The 17238-nt window shown below is 73.1% G+C and carries 15 protein-coding genes; 6 read left to right on the top strand and 9 right to left on the bottom strand.

Going from position 1 to position 17238, the window contains the following annotated elements; translation table 11 throughout:
* Positions 1-207: 207 nt before the first annotated feature.
* The 5 genes from D7231_RS20065 to D7231_RS20085 form a co-directional block, all read right to left on the bottom strand.
* Positions 208-1443, bottom strand: coding sequence for an amidohydrolase (locus D7231_RS20065; RefSeq protein ID WP_120756864.1), 1236 nt, complete (start codon positions 1441-1443; stop codon positions 208-210).
* A gap of 113 nt (positions 1444-1556) precedes the next feature.
* Positions 1557-2909: a hypothetical protein gene (locus D7231_RS20070; protein ID WP_241999811.1), complete on the bottom strand. Its 1353-nt coding sequence runs from the start codon at positions 2907-2909 to the stop codon at positions 1557-1559.
* 179 nt (positions 2910-3088) lie between these two features.
* Complete coding sequence (locus D7231_RS20075; RefSeq protein WP_120756865.1) at positions 3089-4030, bottom strand: N-acetylneuraminate synthase family protein; 942 nt, start codon at positions 4028-4030, stop codon at positions 3089-3091.
* 75 nt (positions 4031-4105) lie between these two features.
* Complete coding sequence (locus tag D7231_RS20080; protein ID WP_120756866.1) at positions 4106-5389, bottom strand: acylneuraminate cytidylyltransferase; 1284 nt, start codon at positions 5387-5389, stop codon at positions 4106-4108.
* A 29-nt stretch (positions 5390-5418) separates the two neighbouring features.
* On the bottom strand, positions 5419-6759 hold the full coding sequence (locus D7231_RS20085) for a DUF6716 putative glycosyltransferase (protein ID WP_241999812.1): 1341 nt from the start codon (positions 6757-6759) through the stop codon (positions 5419-5421).
* A 187-nt stretch (positions 6760-6946) separates the two neighbouring features.
* On the opposite strand from D7231_RS20085, the gene D7231_RS20090 reads away from it, so the two are divergent.
* The 3 genes from D7231_RS20090 to D7231_RS20100 are packed head-to-tail and all read left to right on the top strand — an operon-like array spanning position 6947 to position 10538.
* Positions 6947-7960, top strand: coding sequence for a glycosyltransferase family 2 protein (locus D7231_RS20090; protein WP_120756867.1), 1014 nt, complete (start codon positions 6947-6949; stop codon positions 7958-7960).
* Positions 7960-9396, top strand: a complete 1437-nt coding sequence (locus tag D7231_RS20095; protein WP_120756868.1) for a polysialyltransferase family glycosyltransferase — start codon at positions 7960-7962, stop codon at positions 9394-9396. Before D7231_RS20090 ends, D7231_RS20095 begins: the two co-directional genes overlap by 1 nt.
* The gene (locus tag D7231_RS20100) at positions 9393-10538 is read left to right on the top strand and encodes an acyltransferase family protein (RefSeq protein ID WP_120756869.1); all 1146 of its coding nucleotides are present in this window, start codon (positions 9393-9395) and stop codon (positions 10536-10538) included. The genes D7231_RS20095 and D7231_RS20100 overlap by 4 nt, the downstream gene beginning before the upstream one ends.
* Here D7231_RS20100 and D7231_RS20105 read toward each other — a convergent pair.
* Positions 10509-11168, bottom strand: a complete 660-nt coding sequence (locus D7231_RS20105) for a TetR/AcrR family transcriptional regulator C-terminal domain-containing protein (RefSeq protein WP_120756870.1) — start codon at positions 11166-11168, stop codon at positions 10509-10511. The genes D7231_RS20100 and D7231_RS20105 overlap by 30 nt on opposite strands.
* 69 nt (positions 11169-11237) lie before the next feature.
* On the opposite strand from D7231_RS20105, the gene D7231_RS20110 reads away from it, so the two are divergent.
* Positions 11238-12866 carry an FAD-dependent monooxygenase gene (locus tag D7231_RS20110; protein ID WP_241999813.1) on the top strand — a complete coding sequence of 543 codons (1629 nt, stop codon included), beginning with the start codon at positions 11238-11240 and terminating at the stop codon, positions 12864-12866.
* A gap of 69 nt (positions 12867-12935) precedes the next feature.
* Here the strand turns inward: D7231_RS20110 and D7231_RS37650 are convergent, their stop codons facing one another.
* From D7231_RS37650 to D7231_RS20130, 3 genes are all read right to left on the bottom strand, one after another.
* Complete coding sequence (locus D7231_RS37650) at positions 12936-13625, bottom strand: signal protein (protein ID WP_241999814.1); 690 nt, start codon at positions 13623-13625, stop codon at positions 12936-12938.
* Positions 13626-13822: 197 nt separating this feature from the next.
* Positions 13823-15220, bottom strand: a complete 1398-nt coding sequence (locus D7231_RS20125) for a GntP family permease (protein ID WP_120756873.1) — start codon at positions 15218-15220, stop codon at positions 13823-13825.
* Between the two features lie 79 nt (positions 15221-15299).
* Positions 15300-15839 (bottom strand): gluconokinase, encoded by a 540-nt coding sequence (locus D7231_RS20130; RefSeq protein ID WP_120756874.1) that lies wholly within the window; start codon positions 15837-15839, stop codon positions 15300-15302.
* Between the two features lie 128 nt (positions 15840-15967).
* Here D7231_RS20130 and D7231_RS20135 point away from each other — a divergent pair, with 128 nt between their 5' ends.
* Together D7231_RS20135 and D7231_RS20140 are read left to right on the top strand one after the other, a co-directional pair.
* On the top strand, positions 15968-16669 hold the full coding sequence (locus D7231_RS20135) for a FadR/GntR family transcriptional regulator (protein ID WP_120756875.1): 702 nt from the start codon (positions 15968-15970) through the stop codon (positions 16667-16669).
* Positions 16670-16775: 106 nt separating this feature from the next.
* A complete protein-coding gene (locus D7231_RS20140) occupies positions 16776-16973 on the top strand; it encodes a hypothetical protein (protein ID WP_120756876.1) in 198 nt (65 codons plus the stop codon).
* Positions 16974-17238: the final 265 nt, after the last annotated feature.

The raw sequence follows: 17238 nt of genomic DNA on the forward strand, positions 1-17238 counted from the left end.
GGCCCAGTCCCGCCTGGGATCCACCATCCGGCCCAGGGATAGGTTTTACGTACAACGTGATCTGGCCCCAATCGGCCAGGTTTTACGTACAACGTGACCTGCGACGCTTGATCTGCGCCCGGCCCGGCAGCAAACGGCTTCAACGGCAGCGGCAATATGCACGTCAATGTGCAGACAATGCGCACCGAAATCCGGTGCTTGCTACAGCTAAACCAGCTGGCCGTCCAGCAATGCGGCGGCGGTGAAGAGTTCGACCCCGGCGGTGATGGAACCCTCATCCACGTCGAAATCACCACAATGCAGGTCGCGGCGGGTCGTATCCCCCACGGGCCGGACTCCCAGCCGGGCCATGGCCCCCGGCACGTGCTCCAGATACCAGGAGAAGTCCTCGCCGCCCAGGCTCTGCTCGGTGTCCTCCACGGAGTCGGGTCCGCGGCGGGCGGCCATCGCGCGCCGCAGCAGGTCCGTGACCTCGGCGTCGTTGACCACCGGGGGCACCCCGCGGACGTAATTGATCTCGGACTTGGCCCGGTGGAGGGCCGCCACCTCGTCGATCGCGGCGTGCACCAGGTCGGGGGCGTCCCGCCAGGCGTGCAGGTCGAGGCAGCGGACGGTGCCGGAGAGCTCGGCGTGCTGCGGGATGACGTTGGGCGCGTGGCCCGTCTCCATCCGGCCCCAGGTGAGGGAGAGGCCCGAACGGGCGTCGACCCGGCGGGCCAGCACCGCGGGCACGTCGATGGCGATGCGGGCGGCGGCGGTCACCAGATCGGTGGTGAAGTGCGGGCGGGCCGTGTGGCCGCCGGGGCCGCCCAGGGTGACCTCCAGCCGGTCGCACGCGGAGGTGATGGGGCCGACGCGCAGGCCGATGCGGCCGACCTCGACCTTCGGGTCGCAGTGCACCGCGATGATCTTGCCGACGCCCTTGAGGGCCCCGCACTCGATGGCGTCGAGCGCGCCGCCCGGCAGCACCTCCTCGGCGGGCTGGAAGATCAGCCGGACGGGGCCCGGCAGCCGGCCCTGCTCGGCGAGGTCGGCCAGGACCAGGCCCGCGCCGAGGACCGTGGTGGTGTGGACGTCGTGCCCGCAGGCGTGCGCCATCCTGGGGACCGTCGAGCGGTACGGGACCGTCTTGGTGTCCGGGATGGGCAGCGCGTCGAGATCGGCGCGGATCGCCAGCATGGGCCGGGCGGGCACGCCCGGCTCCCGGCCGATGTCGCAGAACAGCCCCGTGCCCGTGGACAGCGTCCGCGGGGAGAGCCCGGCCCGCTGGAGTCTCGCCTTGACCGCCGCCGTGGTGCGGAACTCCCGGTTGCCCAGCTCGGGGTGCATGTGCAAATCCCGCCGGAACGCGATGAGTTCGTCGCGCAGCCCCGGGGGGAGCACACCGGCGAGCACCCCCTCGCCCGTCCCCTGAGAAGTGGCAGTCCCGGCGTCGCAAGGCATCAGATGGTTCACGCAGGGAAGAGTAGAGCCCCCGCCCGGGCAACTGCCCCCCGATCAAGAAAAGTTCAGCCGCATGGATGGCGCATCTGAGGGGTATGACCAGTCTTTACGGCTCAGGGAGCGGTCAGCGGGCTGGCCGGAAGTCGCCGCACATCCCGGGCCGTGTCCGTCACCTCGGACAGGAAGCCCTTCGCCCGCGGCGAGGCGTTCTCCGTAAGCCATACGGGGTCGATGTCGCAGACCGCGACCGTGATCCCGGTGCCCGCCAGGGCCAGCGGCAGCGTGTGCACCACGGTCGACGGGAAGCTGAGGACGGTGCGGCCGACGGGCCCCCGGCGGGCGACGATCTCCAGCGGCAGTTCGGGCCGCACGACTTCCAGCCCGGTGCGGTCCGCTATGCGGCGCAGCTTCTCCGCGCTCTCGCGGCGGTGGGCGAAGTAGCGCGTGGCGCCGTGGGCGCGGGCCAGCTCCTCGACGGCCCCGAGATAGTGCTCGGGGTCCACCACCCCGGTCTCGACCAGGGACGTTCCCACCAGGTCCGTGCCGCGGGAGAGCCGGGGCGGGCCGAAGGCGGAGCGCGTCCAGGCGAAGTCGTTGGCCCTGACCTGTACGCCGGGTGGCGGTTCGACCGGGAGGGAAGTGAAGGAAGTGAACACCTCCACGCTCCGGCGATCGTTGGGCGTCAGCATCCGGCGCGCTGAAGCAGAGACCGGCGCGAAGAGCAGATCGCGCGCCCCTCGACTGCCGCGCCGGTGCCACCGTACGAGGCTTTCGCCCCGCGCGAGTTGGGCGATGAACTCCATGGTGGCCGTGCCGTCGTCGACGACCACCAGCTCCCGGGCCCGGGTGATCGTCAGCAGCAGCTGGACGTAGCGCGAGAACGGGTCCCCGATCACGATCCGCCGCGCCCGGCGGAGCGGGCCCGCGAGACCGCCGACGGTGGCCACGGGCGCCGTGGGGCCGCCCCGCGCCTCCTCCCAGCGCACCTCGTGCCCCTGGTCGCGGGCCAGCTCGGCCATCCGGCGGAGCTGGCCGCGCGACATCGGGTCGTGCGGCGCGAGCACGACGACGACAAGGCCGGTGGGGCGGGGCCGTACGGGTGACGGCCCCGGCCCGGCACCGGCGCCCTCGTCGCGCGGCCCGGGCTGCCGGGGAACACCGCGCGCCAGGGGCGAACCGGGCAGCCCGGAGCCCGGCCGGTCGGCGGCGCGCGGCGCCCGGGCCTGCTGCCCGTCCGCCGCCGTCGCGTACGCCCATTCGAGGACGTTGAGGAGCTGGACGGGACTCTCGACGAACGCGAGGGTGCCGCCGGGGCCGGGGTCCGGGTCGCGGACGGGCTCCGGCGAGGCCGGGGAAGCCGGCGATTCCGGCGGGGCGGGCTGCCGCTCCTCACTCCCGCCGCGACGGCGCTCGGCCCCCGCGGCGGTGTCCGGCGGTGCCGGAACGGCCTCTGGTGGTTTCGGCACCGCCGGTGGCGTGGCGCGTGGTTGTTCGCCGTCGCGGCGGGAGCGAAATGCCCGTCGGGCCCGCAGGCCCGGCGCAAGGGCGCCCTCGGCGGCGTCCGGGGCCGGCCGCGGCGGGCGGGCCCGTGGGCCCGGTGGGGAGCCGCCCTCGTCGGCGGCGCTCGGGGTCACGTGGCAGCCCGTCAGGCCGTGACCGGTTCGCGGTCGCCGGCGTCGGCGACGACGCCCGCGACCCGGCGGAGCTTGCGCATCGGGCCGAGCTCGCTGTCGTAGACGCGCTTCACGCCGTCGCCGAGGGACTCCTCGACGACGCGGATGTCGCGCACGAGCCGCTGGAGGCCGCCGGGCTCGACGGAGGCAGCCTGGTCGGAGCCCCACATGGCGCGGTCGAGGGTGATGTGGCGCTCGACGAAGGCGGCGCCGAGGGCGACGGCGGCGAGGGTGGTCTGGAGGCCGGTCTCGTGGCCGGAGTAGCCGATGGGCACGTTGGGGTACTCGGCGCGCAGGGTGTGGATCACGCGGAGGTTGAGCTCGGCGGCCTTGGCCGGGTACGTGGAGGTGGCGTGGCAGAGCAGGATGTTCTCGCTGCCGAGCACCTCGACGGCGTGCCGGATCTGCTTCGGGGTGGACATGCCGGTGGAGAGGATGACCGTGCGGCCGGTGGCGCGCAGGGCGCGCAGGAGCTCGTCGTCGGTCAGGGAGGCGGAGGCCACCTTGTGGGCGGGGACGTCGAACTTCTCCAGGAAGGCGACGGCCTCGGTGTCCCACGGCGAGGCGAACCAGTCGATGCCGCGCTCGCGGCAGTGGGCGTCGATGGCGCGGTACTCGTCCTCGCCGAATTCCACCCGGTGGCGGTAGTCGATGTAGCGCATCCGGCCCCAGGGCGTGTCGCGCTCGATGTCCCACTGGTCGCGGGGCGTGCAGATCTCGGGGGTGCGCTTCTGGAACTTGACGGCGTCGCAGCCGGCGTCGGCGGCGGCGTCGATGAGGGCGAAGGCGTTGCCGAGGTCGCCGTTGTGGTTGATCCCGATCTCGCCGGTGACGTAGACGGGGTGGCCCGGGCCGGCGAGCTTGCGGCCGAGGGCGCGGACCGGGGCGTACGGGGCGGCGTGGACGGAGTTCATAGGGGGCGGTTCCTTCGCGGTACGGGGACGGAGGGTTGTGGTGTGCGGGGAGGGGCCCGGGGTGGCCGTAGGGGCTCAGGTGGTCAGGGCGGGACCCAGGAGCCAGGAGGCGATCTCGCGGAGGGCACCGCTGCCGCCGGGCGCGGTGGTCACGGCCCGGGCGGCGCCGCGGACGGCGTCGTGGGCGTCCGCGACGGCCACGGGCCAGCCGACGAGCCCGAGGCAGGCCAGGTCGTTGACGTCGTTGCCGACGTAGAGCACGCGGTCGGGGGCGATGCCCTGCTCCTCGCACCACTGCTTGAGCGCGCGGTCCTTGCGGTCGATGCCGTGCAGGACGGGCACGCGCAGCTTGCGGCCGCGCGCGGCGACGACGGCGTTCTCCTCGGTGGAGAGGATCAGCAGGGCGAGCCCGGCGCGGCGCAGGGCGGCGACGCCGAGGCCGTCGCCGCGGTGGACGGCGACGAGTTCGCGGCCGTCGGCGTCGATGAGGACCCGGTCGTCGGTCTGGGTGCCGTCGAAGTCCATGACGACGGCGTCGACGTCGGCGCGGGCGGGGAGGGCGGCGCTGCCGGGGCCGTCGAGGAGGGGCGCGAGGGCGCGGGCGCGGGCGAGGTCGTGGGGGTCGTCGACCTCCAGGACGCGGGCGGCCTCGGTGCGGACGAGTTCGGTGCGGCCGAAGAAGCGGTGCCGGGCGGCGCGGAAGCCGTCGGCGCGCATGGCGTAGGCGGCGCCGGTCTCCAGGAGGTCCTGGGGGCGGTCCTGGCGGCGGGGGCGGTGGGATTTCTCGTGGTTGACGCCGTGGGCGCCGCCGGCCTCTTGGGCGCCGTGGTCTTCCTCCCCTTCCGCGCGCCATACGAAGCCGTGGAAGGGGGCGACCGTCAGGGCGCTGTCGGCGCCGCCCGCGACCACGGCCTCGGCGACGCCGTCGACGTCACCGCTGGTCAGGAAGGGGCTCGTGCACTGCACCAGCAGGACCGTGCCCACTTCGGTGCCGTGCATCGCCTCGTACGCGTCCATCGCGTGCAGCACGGCGGCCTCGCTGGTGGCGGTGTCCCCCGAGAGGGCGGCGGGGCGCTGGACGACGACGGCTCCGGCGCCGCGCGCGGTGGCGGCGATGCCGGGGTCGTCGGTGGAGACGACGACGTCGGTGACGAGGCGGGCGGCGCGGCACTCGCGGACGGCGCGGGCCACGAGGGGCACGCCGCCGATGGGTGCGAGGTTCTTCGCGGGCACGCCCTTCGACCCGCCGCGAGCGGGAATGACGGCCAGGACGGCCGGTTCGGCCGGGGAGGCGGCCGGTTCGGCCAGGACGGCCGTTTCGGCCCGGGCGGCGGCCGGTTCAGCCGGGGCGGCTTGCATGGGGGCTCCTTGCGGTTCGGACGGCTCGGTCACAGCTCCCCCACGCGCCGGATGAGCGGCGCGACCCGCTGCACGCCGTGCCGGTAGGCCCCGCGCGCCGCGTCGCGGAGCGCGGCGCGCCCCGCGCGGCGCAGGGCGCTCTCCTCGCGGGCCGTCCCCGCCCGGCCGGGAAGGGGACGGCCCCGGTGGTCGAGGCCGTGGCGGGCGAGGACGGCGGGGAGGTAGCCGGGTGCGGTGGCAGGGGTGTAGTAGGGGGCCAGAGGTGGAAGGGAGGGCAGGGCGGCGAGCTCGGCGACGCGCTGCCGCGCCGCGGCGAAGACGGCCTCGCCGGAGCCGTCCGCGGGCACGCCGTGGCGGGCGGCCCACTCCGGGTCGGCTTCGGGCACGTGCCCGGCGTCGAGCTGGTCCCAGGAGGCGAGGCAGCCGGAGCCGAGGAAGTGGTGGTTGCCGAGGGCCTCGCGGATGCCGAGGTCGGTGAGCACGGCCGTGGGGATGCCGCGGTGGAGGGACTCCAGGGCCGCGGTGGAACTGACGGTGACGAGGAGGTCCGTGCGGTCGAGGACCTCGCCCATGTGCCCGTAGACGAGGCGGCAGTTGGCCGGCAGCCCGCCGGGCAGCCGTGCGGCCAGCTTCTGGTACGGGAGTTCCTCGATGTGCGTGGTGTGCTCGCCGGGCTTGCTGCGCAGTTTGATGAGCACCTCGCGCTCCGGATGCTTCCGGGCGTGCGCGACGGCGCGGCGGAGCAGGTGGCCGCGGTCGGCGCGGCTCTCGGGCACGGAGGGCTGCGCGGCGAACACGACCGTGTAGGGCCGGACTTGATCGTCCGGCGGACCGGTGCGGCGCTCGCCGAGGAACGGCAGCGCCCACTCGGTGACGCAGCCCGTTTCGGCGCCGGCTCCCTCGTAGACGGCGCGGAAACGGCCCGCGTCGTCCGGGGAGTTGGCGAGGACGACGTCCGCGCCGTGCCGCAGCAGCAGCCCGTCGGCGAGCTTCTCGTAGACGACGCCCACGTAGCCGGTCACCACGACGGGCCGGGAGGGCGCGCCCTCCCACGCGGCGGCGAGCCCGTGCAGCATGGCCTGGACGGCGCCGCCGACGCAGGCGAGGACCACGACGTCGTACCGGTCGCGCCCGGCGGTGCGCACGAACTCGGTTCCGGTGACCTCGCCGATCTCCGCCGCGCGCACGCCGACCTCGCCGAGCTGGCGGGCGGTGGGCGTCGCGCGGCCCCGCAGGAGGCGGCCGTCGAGCCGGGCGCCGGGGGCGAGCCGGTGCGCGGTGAGCGCGCCCCATTTCCACCGGGTGTCGGAGTCGGCGAGGACCGCGATCCGCAGCGGCGGTCCGGTACGGGATGGCGTACGTGATGGCACGTCGCCGACGATAGAAATCCATTCCGTTTCGTTGCCCAACGTGAGGGCAACAGCCGGTAAACAGCACACCGACGATCGGCGAATCGGCCCGGCGGAGGGGCGGGTTCATCATTCCGCCGCGCTTCGTTCACCTCCGCGCCCGCCCGTGGACAAGACGAATGCCGGGGGGCCGCCTAATGTCGCCGGCGTGGTCAAGCTCTCCGTGATCGTCCCGTTCTTCAATGTGCAGACCTTTGCGCCCGACGTGCTGAGAAGTCTGCGGGCGAACGCCCGTGAGGATTTCGAATTCATTCTCGTGGACGACCGTTCGACCGACGGCACGCCGGCGCTGCTGGAGCGCGCCGGGCGCGAGCTGCCGGGGGCCGTGGTCCTCCGCCACGAGCACAACGGCGGCCTCGCCACCGCCCGCAACACCGGGCTCGACGCGGCGCGCGGCGAGTACCTGACCTTCCTGGACGGGGACGACTGGCTGGCCCCCGGCTACTACGACCGGCTCGTCTCGTATATCGAGGAGCTGGCCGTGGACTTCGTGCGCACGGACCACGTGCAGTGCACGGGCCGCACCCGCACCGTGCAGCGCGCGCCGCACGGCCGCCGCGGGGTGGTCCTGGACCCGCGCAGCGCGATCCTGCCGGCGGACCGCTCGACGTCCGTCGACTACCCGTACGCGTGGGCGGGGATCTACCACCGGCGGCTGCTGGACGAGGGTCTGCTGCATTTCACGGACGGCCTGCGGACGGCGGAGGACCGGCCCTGGATCTGGCGGCTGCACCGCGAGGCGCGCACTTTCGCGGTGTCCGGGCTGCTGGGCGTCTTCTACCGGCGCGGGGTGGCGACGTCGCTCACCCAGATCGGGGACGTACGGCAGCTCGATTTCCTGCGGGCATTCGATCAGGTCATCGAGGAGACGGCCCGCGACAAGGACGCGAAGGAATTCCTCCCTAAATCCGTTCGAACGTATTGCGCAATCATTGCCCACCACCTTTCGAATATCGAACGTTTTGAACCACAGGTGGCCCGCGCATTGCGCGCGAAGAGCGCGGGCGCACTGCGCCGGCTGCCACCGGAACTCGTCAAGGACGCCGTGAATTCCATGGACTACGACCGCGCGGTTCTCCTGCGCAGGCTGCGGCGGCGGCCGGCCGGGCCTTCAGGTGCCGGGCCTTCGGGCGCTTCCGGCGTCTCCGGGGCGGCCGCCTGATGTCCGCCGCCCAGCCCCCCGCTCCCCGCCGCACGCAGATCTTCCTCGCGTCCACGCTGTACGGCGCCGCGACGCTCGCCGCCGCCCTGGACGCCGGCTGCTTCGCCCCGGCCGACCGCCGGCTGCTGCTCGTCGCCAACACCGCCGCCGTACCGGAGACCACCCCGGCCCTCGACGAGGCGCCCGGCTTCGGGCGGCTGCGCGCCCGCTTCGACGGCGTCCTGTCGTGGAACGAGGCGATCCGCCCCTTCCACCCGTCCGGCTGGTCGCCCCGGCCCGACGACGCACCCCTGTGGGAGCGGCACCTGAGGCTCCTCTGGGGCCTGGGCGACGACGACGTGTCGCTCGTCGTCGAGTCCATCCAGGTCAGCCCGGCGGGCGCGATCGCCCAGTGCTTCGCCGACGCCCCGCTCGACGTCTACGCCGACGGGCTCATGAGCTACGGCCCCACCCGCAACAAGCTCGACCCGCTGATCGGCACGCGCGCCGGCCGGCTGCTCCACCTGGACCTCGTACCCGGGCTGCGGCCGCTGCTGCTCACGGAGTTCGGCGTCGCGCAGGAGATCGTCCCCACGGAGGTCTTCACCACGGTCCTGGCCGAACTCGCCGAGGCCGCGCCGGCCCTGGACGCGCCCGAGGGCGCGGCGCTCCTGCTCGGCCAGTACTTGTCGGCGCTCGACATCCTCTCCCCCGAGGAGGAGGAGCGGCTGCACGTGCGGATGCTGCGCGGGGCGGCCGGGCGCGGCCACCGCGAGATCGTCTTCAAGCCGCACCCGGCCGCGCCGGCCCGCTGGTCGCGGATGCTGGAGGAGGAGGCGGACCGGCTCGGCGTCGGTCTGACGGTCCTGGACACGCCCGTCCTGGCGGAGGTGGTCTACCAGCGGCTGCGGCCGGCTCTGGTGGCCGGCTGCTTCTCGACGGCGCTGGTGACGGCGGGGACGTTCTACGGCCTGGAGACGGCGTGCACGGGCACGGACCTCCTCTTGGAGCGGCTGAGCCCGTACCAGAACAGCAATAGGGTGCCGGTGACGTTGGTGGACGCGCTGCTGCCTCCGTTGGAGGCAGGCGCGCAGGGCGGGCCGGATGGGCACAACACCCCCCACGGAGCTGCACCTGTCAACGGTGAACAGCTGGATCTGAACGGCCTCCTGGCCGCAGTCGGCTTCGCGATGCAGCCCCAGATCTACCCGCACCTGCGCGAAGCCGCAGAAGACTACCTCCGCACCCACCTGACCTCCCGCACCCGCCGCTACTTCAAGCGCCGCCGCCTCACCGCCCTCGCCCTCCCCGGGGCGCTCCCGTCCCAGCTGTCGTTCCTCCCGAGGAGCCGGACCGTACGGCGGGTCGCCCGGCGCGCACGGTCCTTCCAGCGGCGCCTGAGCAAGGCCAGGACGGCCAAGTCGGCCAAGGCCGCAAAGACGACGGTGACGACATGACCGCCCCCGCCCTGCCCCGTCCGCGCGGCAAGACCTCCGCGGCCGAGGAGCAACCGGCCCCCTTACAGCGCCCCCACGGCGGCAGCCGCCTCCGCGCGCTGGACGCCCTGCGCCTCATAGCCGCCCTGATGGTGGCGCTCTACCACTACGGCGGGCGCGACGGCGACGTGAGCCGCGCGTGGGGCACGTCGCCGCGGCACGAATTCCCCACCCTCTCGAACGCGTTCGCCTACGGCTGCCTGGGCGTCGAGATCTTCTTCGTCATCAGCGGCTTCGTGATCTGCATGAGCGGCTGGGGCCGCCCCCTGCGCTCGTTCTTCGCCTCCCGCGCGGCGCGCCTCTACCCGGCCTACTGGGCGGCGATCCTGCTGGTCACCGTGGCGTTCGCGCTGCCGTGGGTGACGTACAAGACGGTGTCGTTCAGCGACACCCTCGTGAACCTGACGATGCTGCAACAGCCGGTGGGCGCCCAGCGCGTGCTCGGGGTGTGCTGGACGCTCTGGGCGGAGCTGCGGTTCTACGCGCTCTTCGCTCTGTTCGTGGTGCTGCCGGGCGCGACCCGGCGCCGCGTGGTGCTGTTCTGCGCGGTGTGGACGCTGGCGACCGTGGTGACGACGGCCTCGCACGTGGAGTTCCTGCGGGTCGTCGTGATGCCGGAGTACTCGTCGTACTTCATCGGCGGCATCGGCCTGTACCTGGTCCACCGCTTCGGCAACGACCTCCTGCACTGGGGCATCGTGGCCATGAGCTTCCTCGTCGGGCAGCACTACGCGGTGGCGGGCCTGTGGCACGCGCCGAACCCGCACTACTTCTCGTACCGCTCCCCGTACGTGATCGTGGCCGTCGTGGCGCTCGGGTACGCGGCGGTCGCGGCCGTCGCCCTGGGCAAGCTCAACTGGATGAACTGGCGCTGGCTGACGGTCGCGGGCGCCCTCACGTACCCCTTCTACCTCGTGCACGAGCACCTGGGGTGGGTCGTGATCGGCGCCCTGCACCGCGGCCTCGGCATCCCCTCGTACGCGACGCTCGGCCTGACCCTCGCCCTGATGCTGGGCCTGGCCTGGCTTCTGCACCGCTGCGTGGAGCGGCGGCTGACGCCCGCGCTGCGCAGGTCACTCGACCCCGGCGCGGCCCGGCGGTAGCAGCGTGGCCTCGATGCCGGCGACGACGGCGTGCAGGCCGGCCTCGAAGCCGGCGTCGAGGTCACCGAAGAACTCCGTCCCGGCGGTTATGGCGAGGGGGTAGCCCACCAGCCTCCGGGCACGCTCCTCCAGCTCGTACGCGGGGTCGCGCTCGCCGCCCGGCACCGGGCGCACGGACTGCTCCTCGATCACGTACCCCATCGTGTAGGTGTTGACGGTGAACCAGGCGCGGGCGGCCGCGCTCGGCGTGAAGCCCCCCGCCACGACCTTCTTCATCAGCTCCTCGACCGGGCCGGCGTAGTCGGTGCCGGTCATCCGCGTACCGCTGAAGACCTTCGCGCCGTCGCGGTAGCCGAGCAGGAAGCTGCGCACCACGCGGGCCGAGCCGGTCAGGTAGGCCTGCCAGGTGCTGCTGTCCACGTCCGAGAACGATTCGGCCATACGCCGGAACATCTCCGTGGCCACTTCGTCGAGCAGTTCCTGCTTGTTCTTGAAATGCCAGTAGAGCGCCGGGGCCTGGACGTCCAGCTCCTTGGCGATCCTGCGCAGGGTCAGGCCTTCGAGGCCCACCTCGTTGAGCAGGCGGAGTGCGGTTTCGGCCACTTGGGCGCGGTCGATGCGAGTTGCCACCTTGACAGCTTAACGGCGTTCAGTTCACTCTGGGGTCACCGCGAACTTAACAGCGTTAAGGGGGATCTCGTGAACACTGCGCACACGGCAGCACCGACCGCTGCCGCAGCACTGGACGTCTCAGCACCGGCCGCCGTAGAGGCGGACGTGGAAGTACTGATCGCCGGAGCCGGCCCCACCGGCCTCGTCCTCGCCATCGACCTGACCCGGCGCGGCATCCGCCACCGGCTCGTCGAGCAGGAGGGGCGCGGCTTCCCCGGCTCGCGCGGCACGGGCATCCAGCCGCGCAGCCTGGAGGTCATGGACGACCTGGGGGCCCTGCCGGCCCTCTTCGCCTCGGGCCGCCCCGTCCCGCCCATGCAGACCTGGGAGGGCACCGAGCGCGGGCGCGTGTGGGATCTCGTCGAGTCCGGCGATCCCTCCCCCGGCGTGCCCTACCCCGACCCGCTGATGTGCCCCCAGTGGCGCACGGTGGAGGTGCTGTACGAGCGCCTTGAGGAGCTGGGCGGCCGGGTGGACTTCAGCACCGGGCTGGCGGGGTTCACGCAGGACGAGCACGGCGTCACGGCCGAGCTGCGGCACGCCGACGGCACAGTGGAGACGGTGCGGGCGGGCTATCTCGTCGCCGCGGACGGCGGGCGCAGCGCCGTGCGGAAGGCGCTCGGCGTGCCCTTCGAGGTCGAGATCGTCGACGCGCGCGCGGCGCTGATCGCGGACGTGCGGATGTCCGGCTTCGAGCGCGCGGGGGTCGACCGCGACCACTGGCACGTGTGGCCCACGACGCCGGACGGGCTCTTCGGCCTGCGCCCGCTGGAGTGCGCGAAGGACACCATCCAGATCATGGCCTTCTGGACGGACACCTCCTACGAGCCGCACCCGGAGCGCGACGCGACGCCCGAAGCGCTGACCCGGCTCATCACCGAGCGCACGGGGCTCACGGGCCTCGTGCCGGAGGAGATCATCTGGGCCTCGTCCTTCCGGCCCAAGGCCGGCATGGCCGAGCGCTTCCGCACCCGCCGGGTCTTCCTCGCCGGGGACGCCGCGCACATCCACTCCCCCGCCGGCGGGCAGGGCCTCAACACCAGCCTTCAGGACGCCTACAACCTCGGCTGGAAGCTGGGCGCCGTCCTGCGGCACGGCGCGCCGGACGCCCTGCTCGACACGTACGACGCCGAGCGGACGCGGGTGGCCGCCGACGTGCTGAGCCTGAGCACGCGCGTCCACGGGCAGGACCGCTCCGTCGGCTTCGACCGGGGCATGTCGCGGCGCGGCAAGGAGACCCACCAGCTCGCCCTCACCTACCGCAACGGCCCGCTGGCCCGCGAGCTGCGCAGGGATCTCCCGGAGGACGGGCTGCGGGCGGGCGACCGGGCGCCCGACGCGCCCTGCACCGACGCCTCGGGCGCGGCCTTCAGCCTCTTCGACGCCTTCCGGGGCCCGCACTTCACCCTGCTGGACCTCACCGGTTCGGACGCCGTGGGCGGGGCGGCCGCGGCTGCGGTGGCGGACGTGGACTGGGTGCGTACGTACCGGGTGGGCGGGCCCGCGCCCGACCTGGCCGACGCCGGCGGGCACGCCAAGGCGGCGTACGGCACGGGGCTGTTCCTGATCCGCCCGGACGGCTATGTCGGACTGGCCACGGACGATGCGGCGGACGTACGGGCGTATCTGGCGCAGGTGTCGGCGATACGGGGCTGAGGTGCGGCGGCCTGAGCCCGCGAGGTCGGCTCGGGCGGCCTGGGCAGCCTGGGCGGCTCGGCCGGGGGCTCAGACCGCGTCGTGGTTGGTGGCCGCCCCGGCCGCCGGGACCTTGAGGGTGTAGTCGACGGAGACGGTGAACCGGCCGGAGGAGCCGCGGATCTCCAGGGTGTGGTTGCCGGGTTTCAGCGGCTCCATCTGGACCCACAGCCCGCAGGCGTGGGTGCGGAAGGTGCCACCGCCGTCGGTGAGCGGGTTGCCCTCCTCGGCCGTGACCCGTACGGGGGTGGCGTCGTAGCGCGCGACGCGCAGGGGCTTGCCGTCGAGGGTGGCGGTGCCCTTGGCGGGGGCCATGAACTCGGAGCAGCCGGCCTGATCGCTCATCAGGTTCACGAGCGGGAAGGCCACGCGCCGGTTCGCGGGGACGGCGCAGGTGCGCTTGGCACGCTCCCCGAAGGTGCCGGCCAGGAACCAGACGCCGGCGTCCTTCTGGCCCTGGGCGCACATGCTGCCGTCCCGGTCCTCGACGGGGTTGGAGCCGCTGGGGCTGGAGGACGCCCAGGTCCACCAGCGTCCCTGCAAGTCGGAGGCGTTGAGCGGGCCCGTCGCCGCGTCGGGGGCCGCGGTGGCGGTGGCGCCGCCGTTCGGGGTGCTCTTCGCGTCCGCGTGTTTCGGGGAGGGCGTGCCCGCGCAGCCGGCTGCCAGCAGGGCGGTGCCCAGCAGCAGAGCCGCGGGGGCGATAGGTCTACCAATACGCATACGCGAACCCTAATGTCTGATATGCCCATTGGAGTGGGAGCAACGCAGAGCGGCCAGGGCCGAGAGGAGCAACGGAGGGGACGTAGGGAGGAGGGCCGGCGGGCCGGAGACCGACGGGCCGGCCTCCGACCGGCCAGGGGCCGACCGGGCGGAGGCCGAAGGGAGGAGAGGGGAGGGGAGGGGAGGGGAGGAGGCGGTCAGAGGACCAGTGACAGCAGCAGGACGAGGGCGAGGGAGACGACGGAGATCACGGTCTCCATCAGCGACCAGGTCTTGATCGTCTGGCCGACGTCCATGCCGAAGTACTCCTTCACCATCCAGAAGCCGGCGTCGTTGACGTGGCTGAAGAACAGCGAGCCGGCGCCGACGGCGAGGACGAGCAGCGCGGTGTGGGTCGTGCTCATGCCCTCGGCGAGCGGGGCGACCAGGCCGGCGGCCGAGATCGTGGCGACCGTGGCCGAGCCCGTGGCGAGCCGGATGCCGACGGCGATGAGCCAGGCCAGCAGCAGGGCCGAGACCGACCAGTCCTTGGAGAAGTCGAGGATCATCCGGCCGACGCCCACGTCGATCAGGGTCTGCTTGAAGCCGCCGCCCGCGCCGACGATCAGCAGGATGCCGGCGATGGGGGCGAGGGACTTCTCGACGGTCCCGGCGAGCCGGTCGCGGCCGAAGCCGGCGGCCCGGCCGAGGGTGAACAGCCCGACGAGGACGGCGGCGAGGAGGGCGATCAGCGGCGAGCCGACGACGTCCGTGACGCGCTGGAGGTGGTTCTTGGGGTCGTCCACGACGATGTCGACGAGCGCCTTGGCCAGCATGAGGACGACCGGCAGCATGACCGTAGTGACGGTGACGCCGAAGCTCGGGCGGCGCTCCAGCTCGGCGGAGGGCCGCTGGGGTATCAGCTTCTCGGGCGGGGCGATGTCCACCCAGCGGGCGGCCACCCGCGAGAACAGCGGCCCGGCGACCACGGCGGTGGGCACGGCGATCAGCACGCCGAGGGCGAGGGTCACGCCGAGGTTCGCGCCGATGGCGTCGATGGCGGCCAGCGGGCCGGGGTGCGGGGGCACGAGGCCGTGCATGACGGACAGCCCGGCGAGCGCCGGGATGCCGATCCGCATCAGGGAGTGGTTGCCCCGCTTGGCGACCAGCAGCACCACCGGGATCAGCAGCACGATCCCGACCTCGAAGAACAGCGGCAGGCCGATGACGCCCGCGATCAGCACCATCGCCCACGGCATCGAGCGCGGCCCTGCCTTCGCCAGGATCGTGTCGACGATCTGGTCGGCGCCGCCCGAGTCGGCGAGGAGCTTGCCCAGGATCGCGCCGAGCGCGATGAGGACGCCGACGCCCGAGACCGTCGACCCGAGCCCGGCGGTGAAGCTCGCGATGGCCTTGTCCATCGGCGCGCCCGCCGCGGCCCCGAGCACCAGCGAACCGATGGTCAGGGAGAGGAAGGCGTGCAGCTTGAGGCGGGTGATGAGAAGAACGATGACGGCGATGCCGACGAGGACGGCGATCCCCAGCTGTGCGTGACCCGCCGACGTGATCGGTCCGGCGGGGGCCGCGGCCAGCATCTCGACGCTGAGAGTGCTCACGGGGCTTCCTTGGAGGAGGAGGTGTGGAGGAGCTACGGAAGAAGGTGTGGAGGAGGGAGAGGGGCTGAACAGAGCTGCCTCAGGGCTGGAGCTGCCGCAGGGCCAGGACGGCCCGCTCGGCGATGGCCTCCGGCCCGGGCGCGACGTCGACGTCGACGCCCGCTTCGTCCGCGCCCAGGGGTTCGAGGGTCGCGAACTGGGAGTCCAGCAGCCTGGAGGTCATGAAGTGGCCCTTGCGGGCCGCCATGCGGCCGGCGATCAGGTCGTGGTCGCCGGTGAGGTGGAGGAACACGAGATCCGGGCCGCCGGGGCCGCCGGGCGCGGCGGCGCGCAGCCGGTCCCGGTAGGCCCGCTTGAGCGCGGAGCAGCTGACGACTCCGCCGCGGCCGGCCCGGCCCGCGGCCCAGGCACCGATGGCATCGAGCCAGGGGGCCCGGTCGGCGTCGTCGAGGGGGGTCCCGGCGGACATCTTGGCGATGTTGGCGGCCGGGTGGAAGTCGTCGCCCTCGGCGTAGGGGACCCCGAGGGCCTCGGCGACGAGCGGGCCGACGGTGGTCTTGCCGGTGCCGGCGACGCCCATCACGACGACGACGCGGGGGTATGCCGGACGGCTGCTCATCAGGGCCTCGCTGTCTCCGTTGACGGTGGGGTGCGGCCACTGAAACGCATTACGTACGACATATTCAAGCCCTTGTGACTCAAACGTCATACTTAATTTGCCGCGGCGGAGGATCGTAGGCTTGCCCCATGGAAAACCAGGGGCAGGGGCTGCACGCGCGCGTGCTGGAGTCCCTCGGGCCCGCGATCACCTCGGGCACGTACCCGCCGGGCAGCGTGCTGCGCACCGACGAGCTGGAAGAGCGCTTCGACGTCTCCCGCACGGTCATCCGGGAGGCGATACGCGTCCTGGAATCCATGCACCTGGTCACTTCCCGGCGCCGGGTCGGCGTCACCGTCCGCCCCACCGAGGAGTGGAACGTCTACGACCCGCAGGTCATCCGCTGGCGCCTGGCCGGCACCGACCGGCCGCGCCAGCTGCGCTCGCTCACCGTCCTCCGCTCGGCCGTCGAGCCGGTCGCGGCCGGGCTCGCCGCCCGCCACGCCACGCCCGAGCAGTGCGAGGAGCTCACGCGGCACGCCCTCGGCATGGTCGCCACCTCACGCGGCCAGCAGCTCGGCGCCTACCTGGTCCACGACGTGGCCTTCCACCGGGTGATCCTGCGCGCCTCCGGCAACGAGATGTTCGCCCGCCTGGGCGACGTCGTCGCCGAGGTCCTCACCGGCCGCACGGAACACCAGGTCATGTTCACCGACCCGGACCCGGCCGCCGTCACCCTCCACGTACGCGTCGCCGAAGCCGTACGGGAACGCGACGCCGAACGGGCGGAGGCCCTCACCCGCGAGATCACGGCGGGCGCGATGGCGGAACTGGACATCCTCGCGCCGTAACGGGGATGCGGTGGGGTCGTGACGGGAGTGTCGCGGGCGCGCCACAAAACGACAGAGGTGCGACAAAATGATCGCCATCTCGAACGACCGTCCGTAGCCTGATTCCATGCGCCACGAGAACGACCACGCCGGTGACCGTGACCGCGCCCCCGCGGGTGACGACCACCCCCTCTTCATCCGCCAGCGCTACGGCACCCGCTGGGTCTACAACCACCGCAACCCGGTGGGCCTAGCCCTGATCATGATCGTGCCGATCGTGGCAATCGGGGCGCTGCTGCTGATGACGCGGGGGGCGGGGAGGTAGGGCGGGGCTGGGGCCAGTGAGGCGCGGACGGCCGGGAGGGGCTGGCGAGGTGGGCGGCTGACGCTCTCAGCCCACTTGTACGCCGCGTACGGCCGCAAGGCCGGGTGACTTCCGGCCCGGGAAGACCACCGAGGCCCCTGAGGCGCGGCCTCCCGGGTGGGGTCCGTGAGGCGCACAGACTGCATTCCCCGCGCGCTTCTACGCCGCGCAGCTCGGCCCCGCTGGTGGATTTCCGCGCCGAGAGGGCATCAACCCCCACCACCCG

Origin of the sequence: Streptomyces klenkii, from assembly GCF_003626645.1 — a bacterium.
Taxonomy (GTDB): Bacteria; Actinomycetota; Actinomycetes; order Streptomycetales; family Streptomycetaceae; genus Streptomyces; species Streptomyces klenkii.

Coding starts and splice junctions, on each gene's coding strand:
- D7231_RS37650 (WP_241999814.1), bottom strand. CDS start 13,625: ATGCGTATTGGTAGACCTATCGCCCCCGCGGCTCTGCTGCTGGGCACC.
- D7231_RS20100 (WP_120756869.1), top strand. CDS start 9,393: ATGACCGCCCCCGCCCTGCCCCGTCCGCGCGGCAAGACCTCCGCGGCC.
- D7231_RS20080 (WP_120756866.1), bottom strand. CDS start 5,389: ATGCAAGCCGCCCCGGCTGAACCGGCCGCCGCCCGGGCCGAAACGGCC.
- D7231_RS20140 (WP_120756876.1), top strand. CDS start 16,776: ATGCGCCACGAGAACGACCACGCCGGTGACCGTGACCGCGCCCCCGCG.
- D7231_RS20095 (WP_120756868.1), top strand. CDS start 7,960: ATGTCCGCCGCCCAGCCCCCCGCTCCCCGCCGCACGCAGATCTTCCTC.
- D7231_RS20065 (WP_120756864.1), bottom strand. CDS start 1,443: ATGCCTTGCGACGCCGGGACTGCCACTTCTCAGGGGACGGGCGAGGGG.
- D7231_RS20130 (WP_120756874.1), bottom strand. CDS start 15,839: ATGAGCAGCCGTCCGGCATACCCCCGCGTCGTCGTCGTGATGGGCGTC.
- D7231_RS20135 (WP_120756875.1), top strand. CDS start 15,968: ATGGAAAACCAGGGGCAGGGGCTGCACGCGCGCGTGCTGGAGTCCCTC.
- D7231_RS20075 (WP_120756865.1), bottom strand. CDS start 4,030: ATGAACTCCGTCCACGCCGCCCCGTACGCCCCGGTCCGCGCCCTCGGC.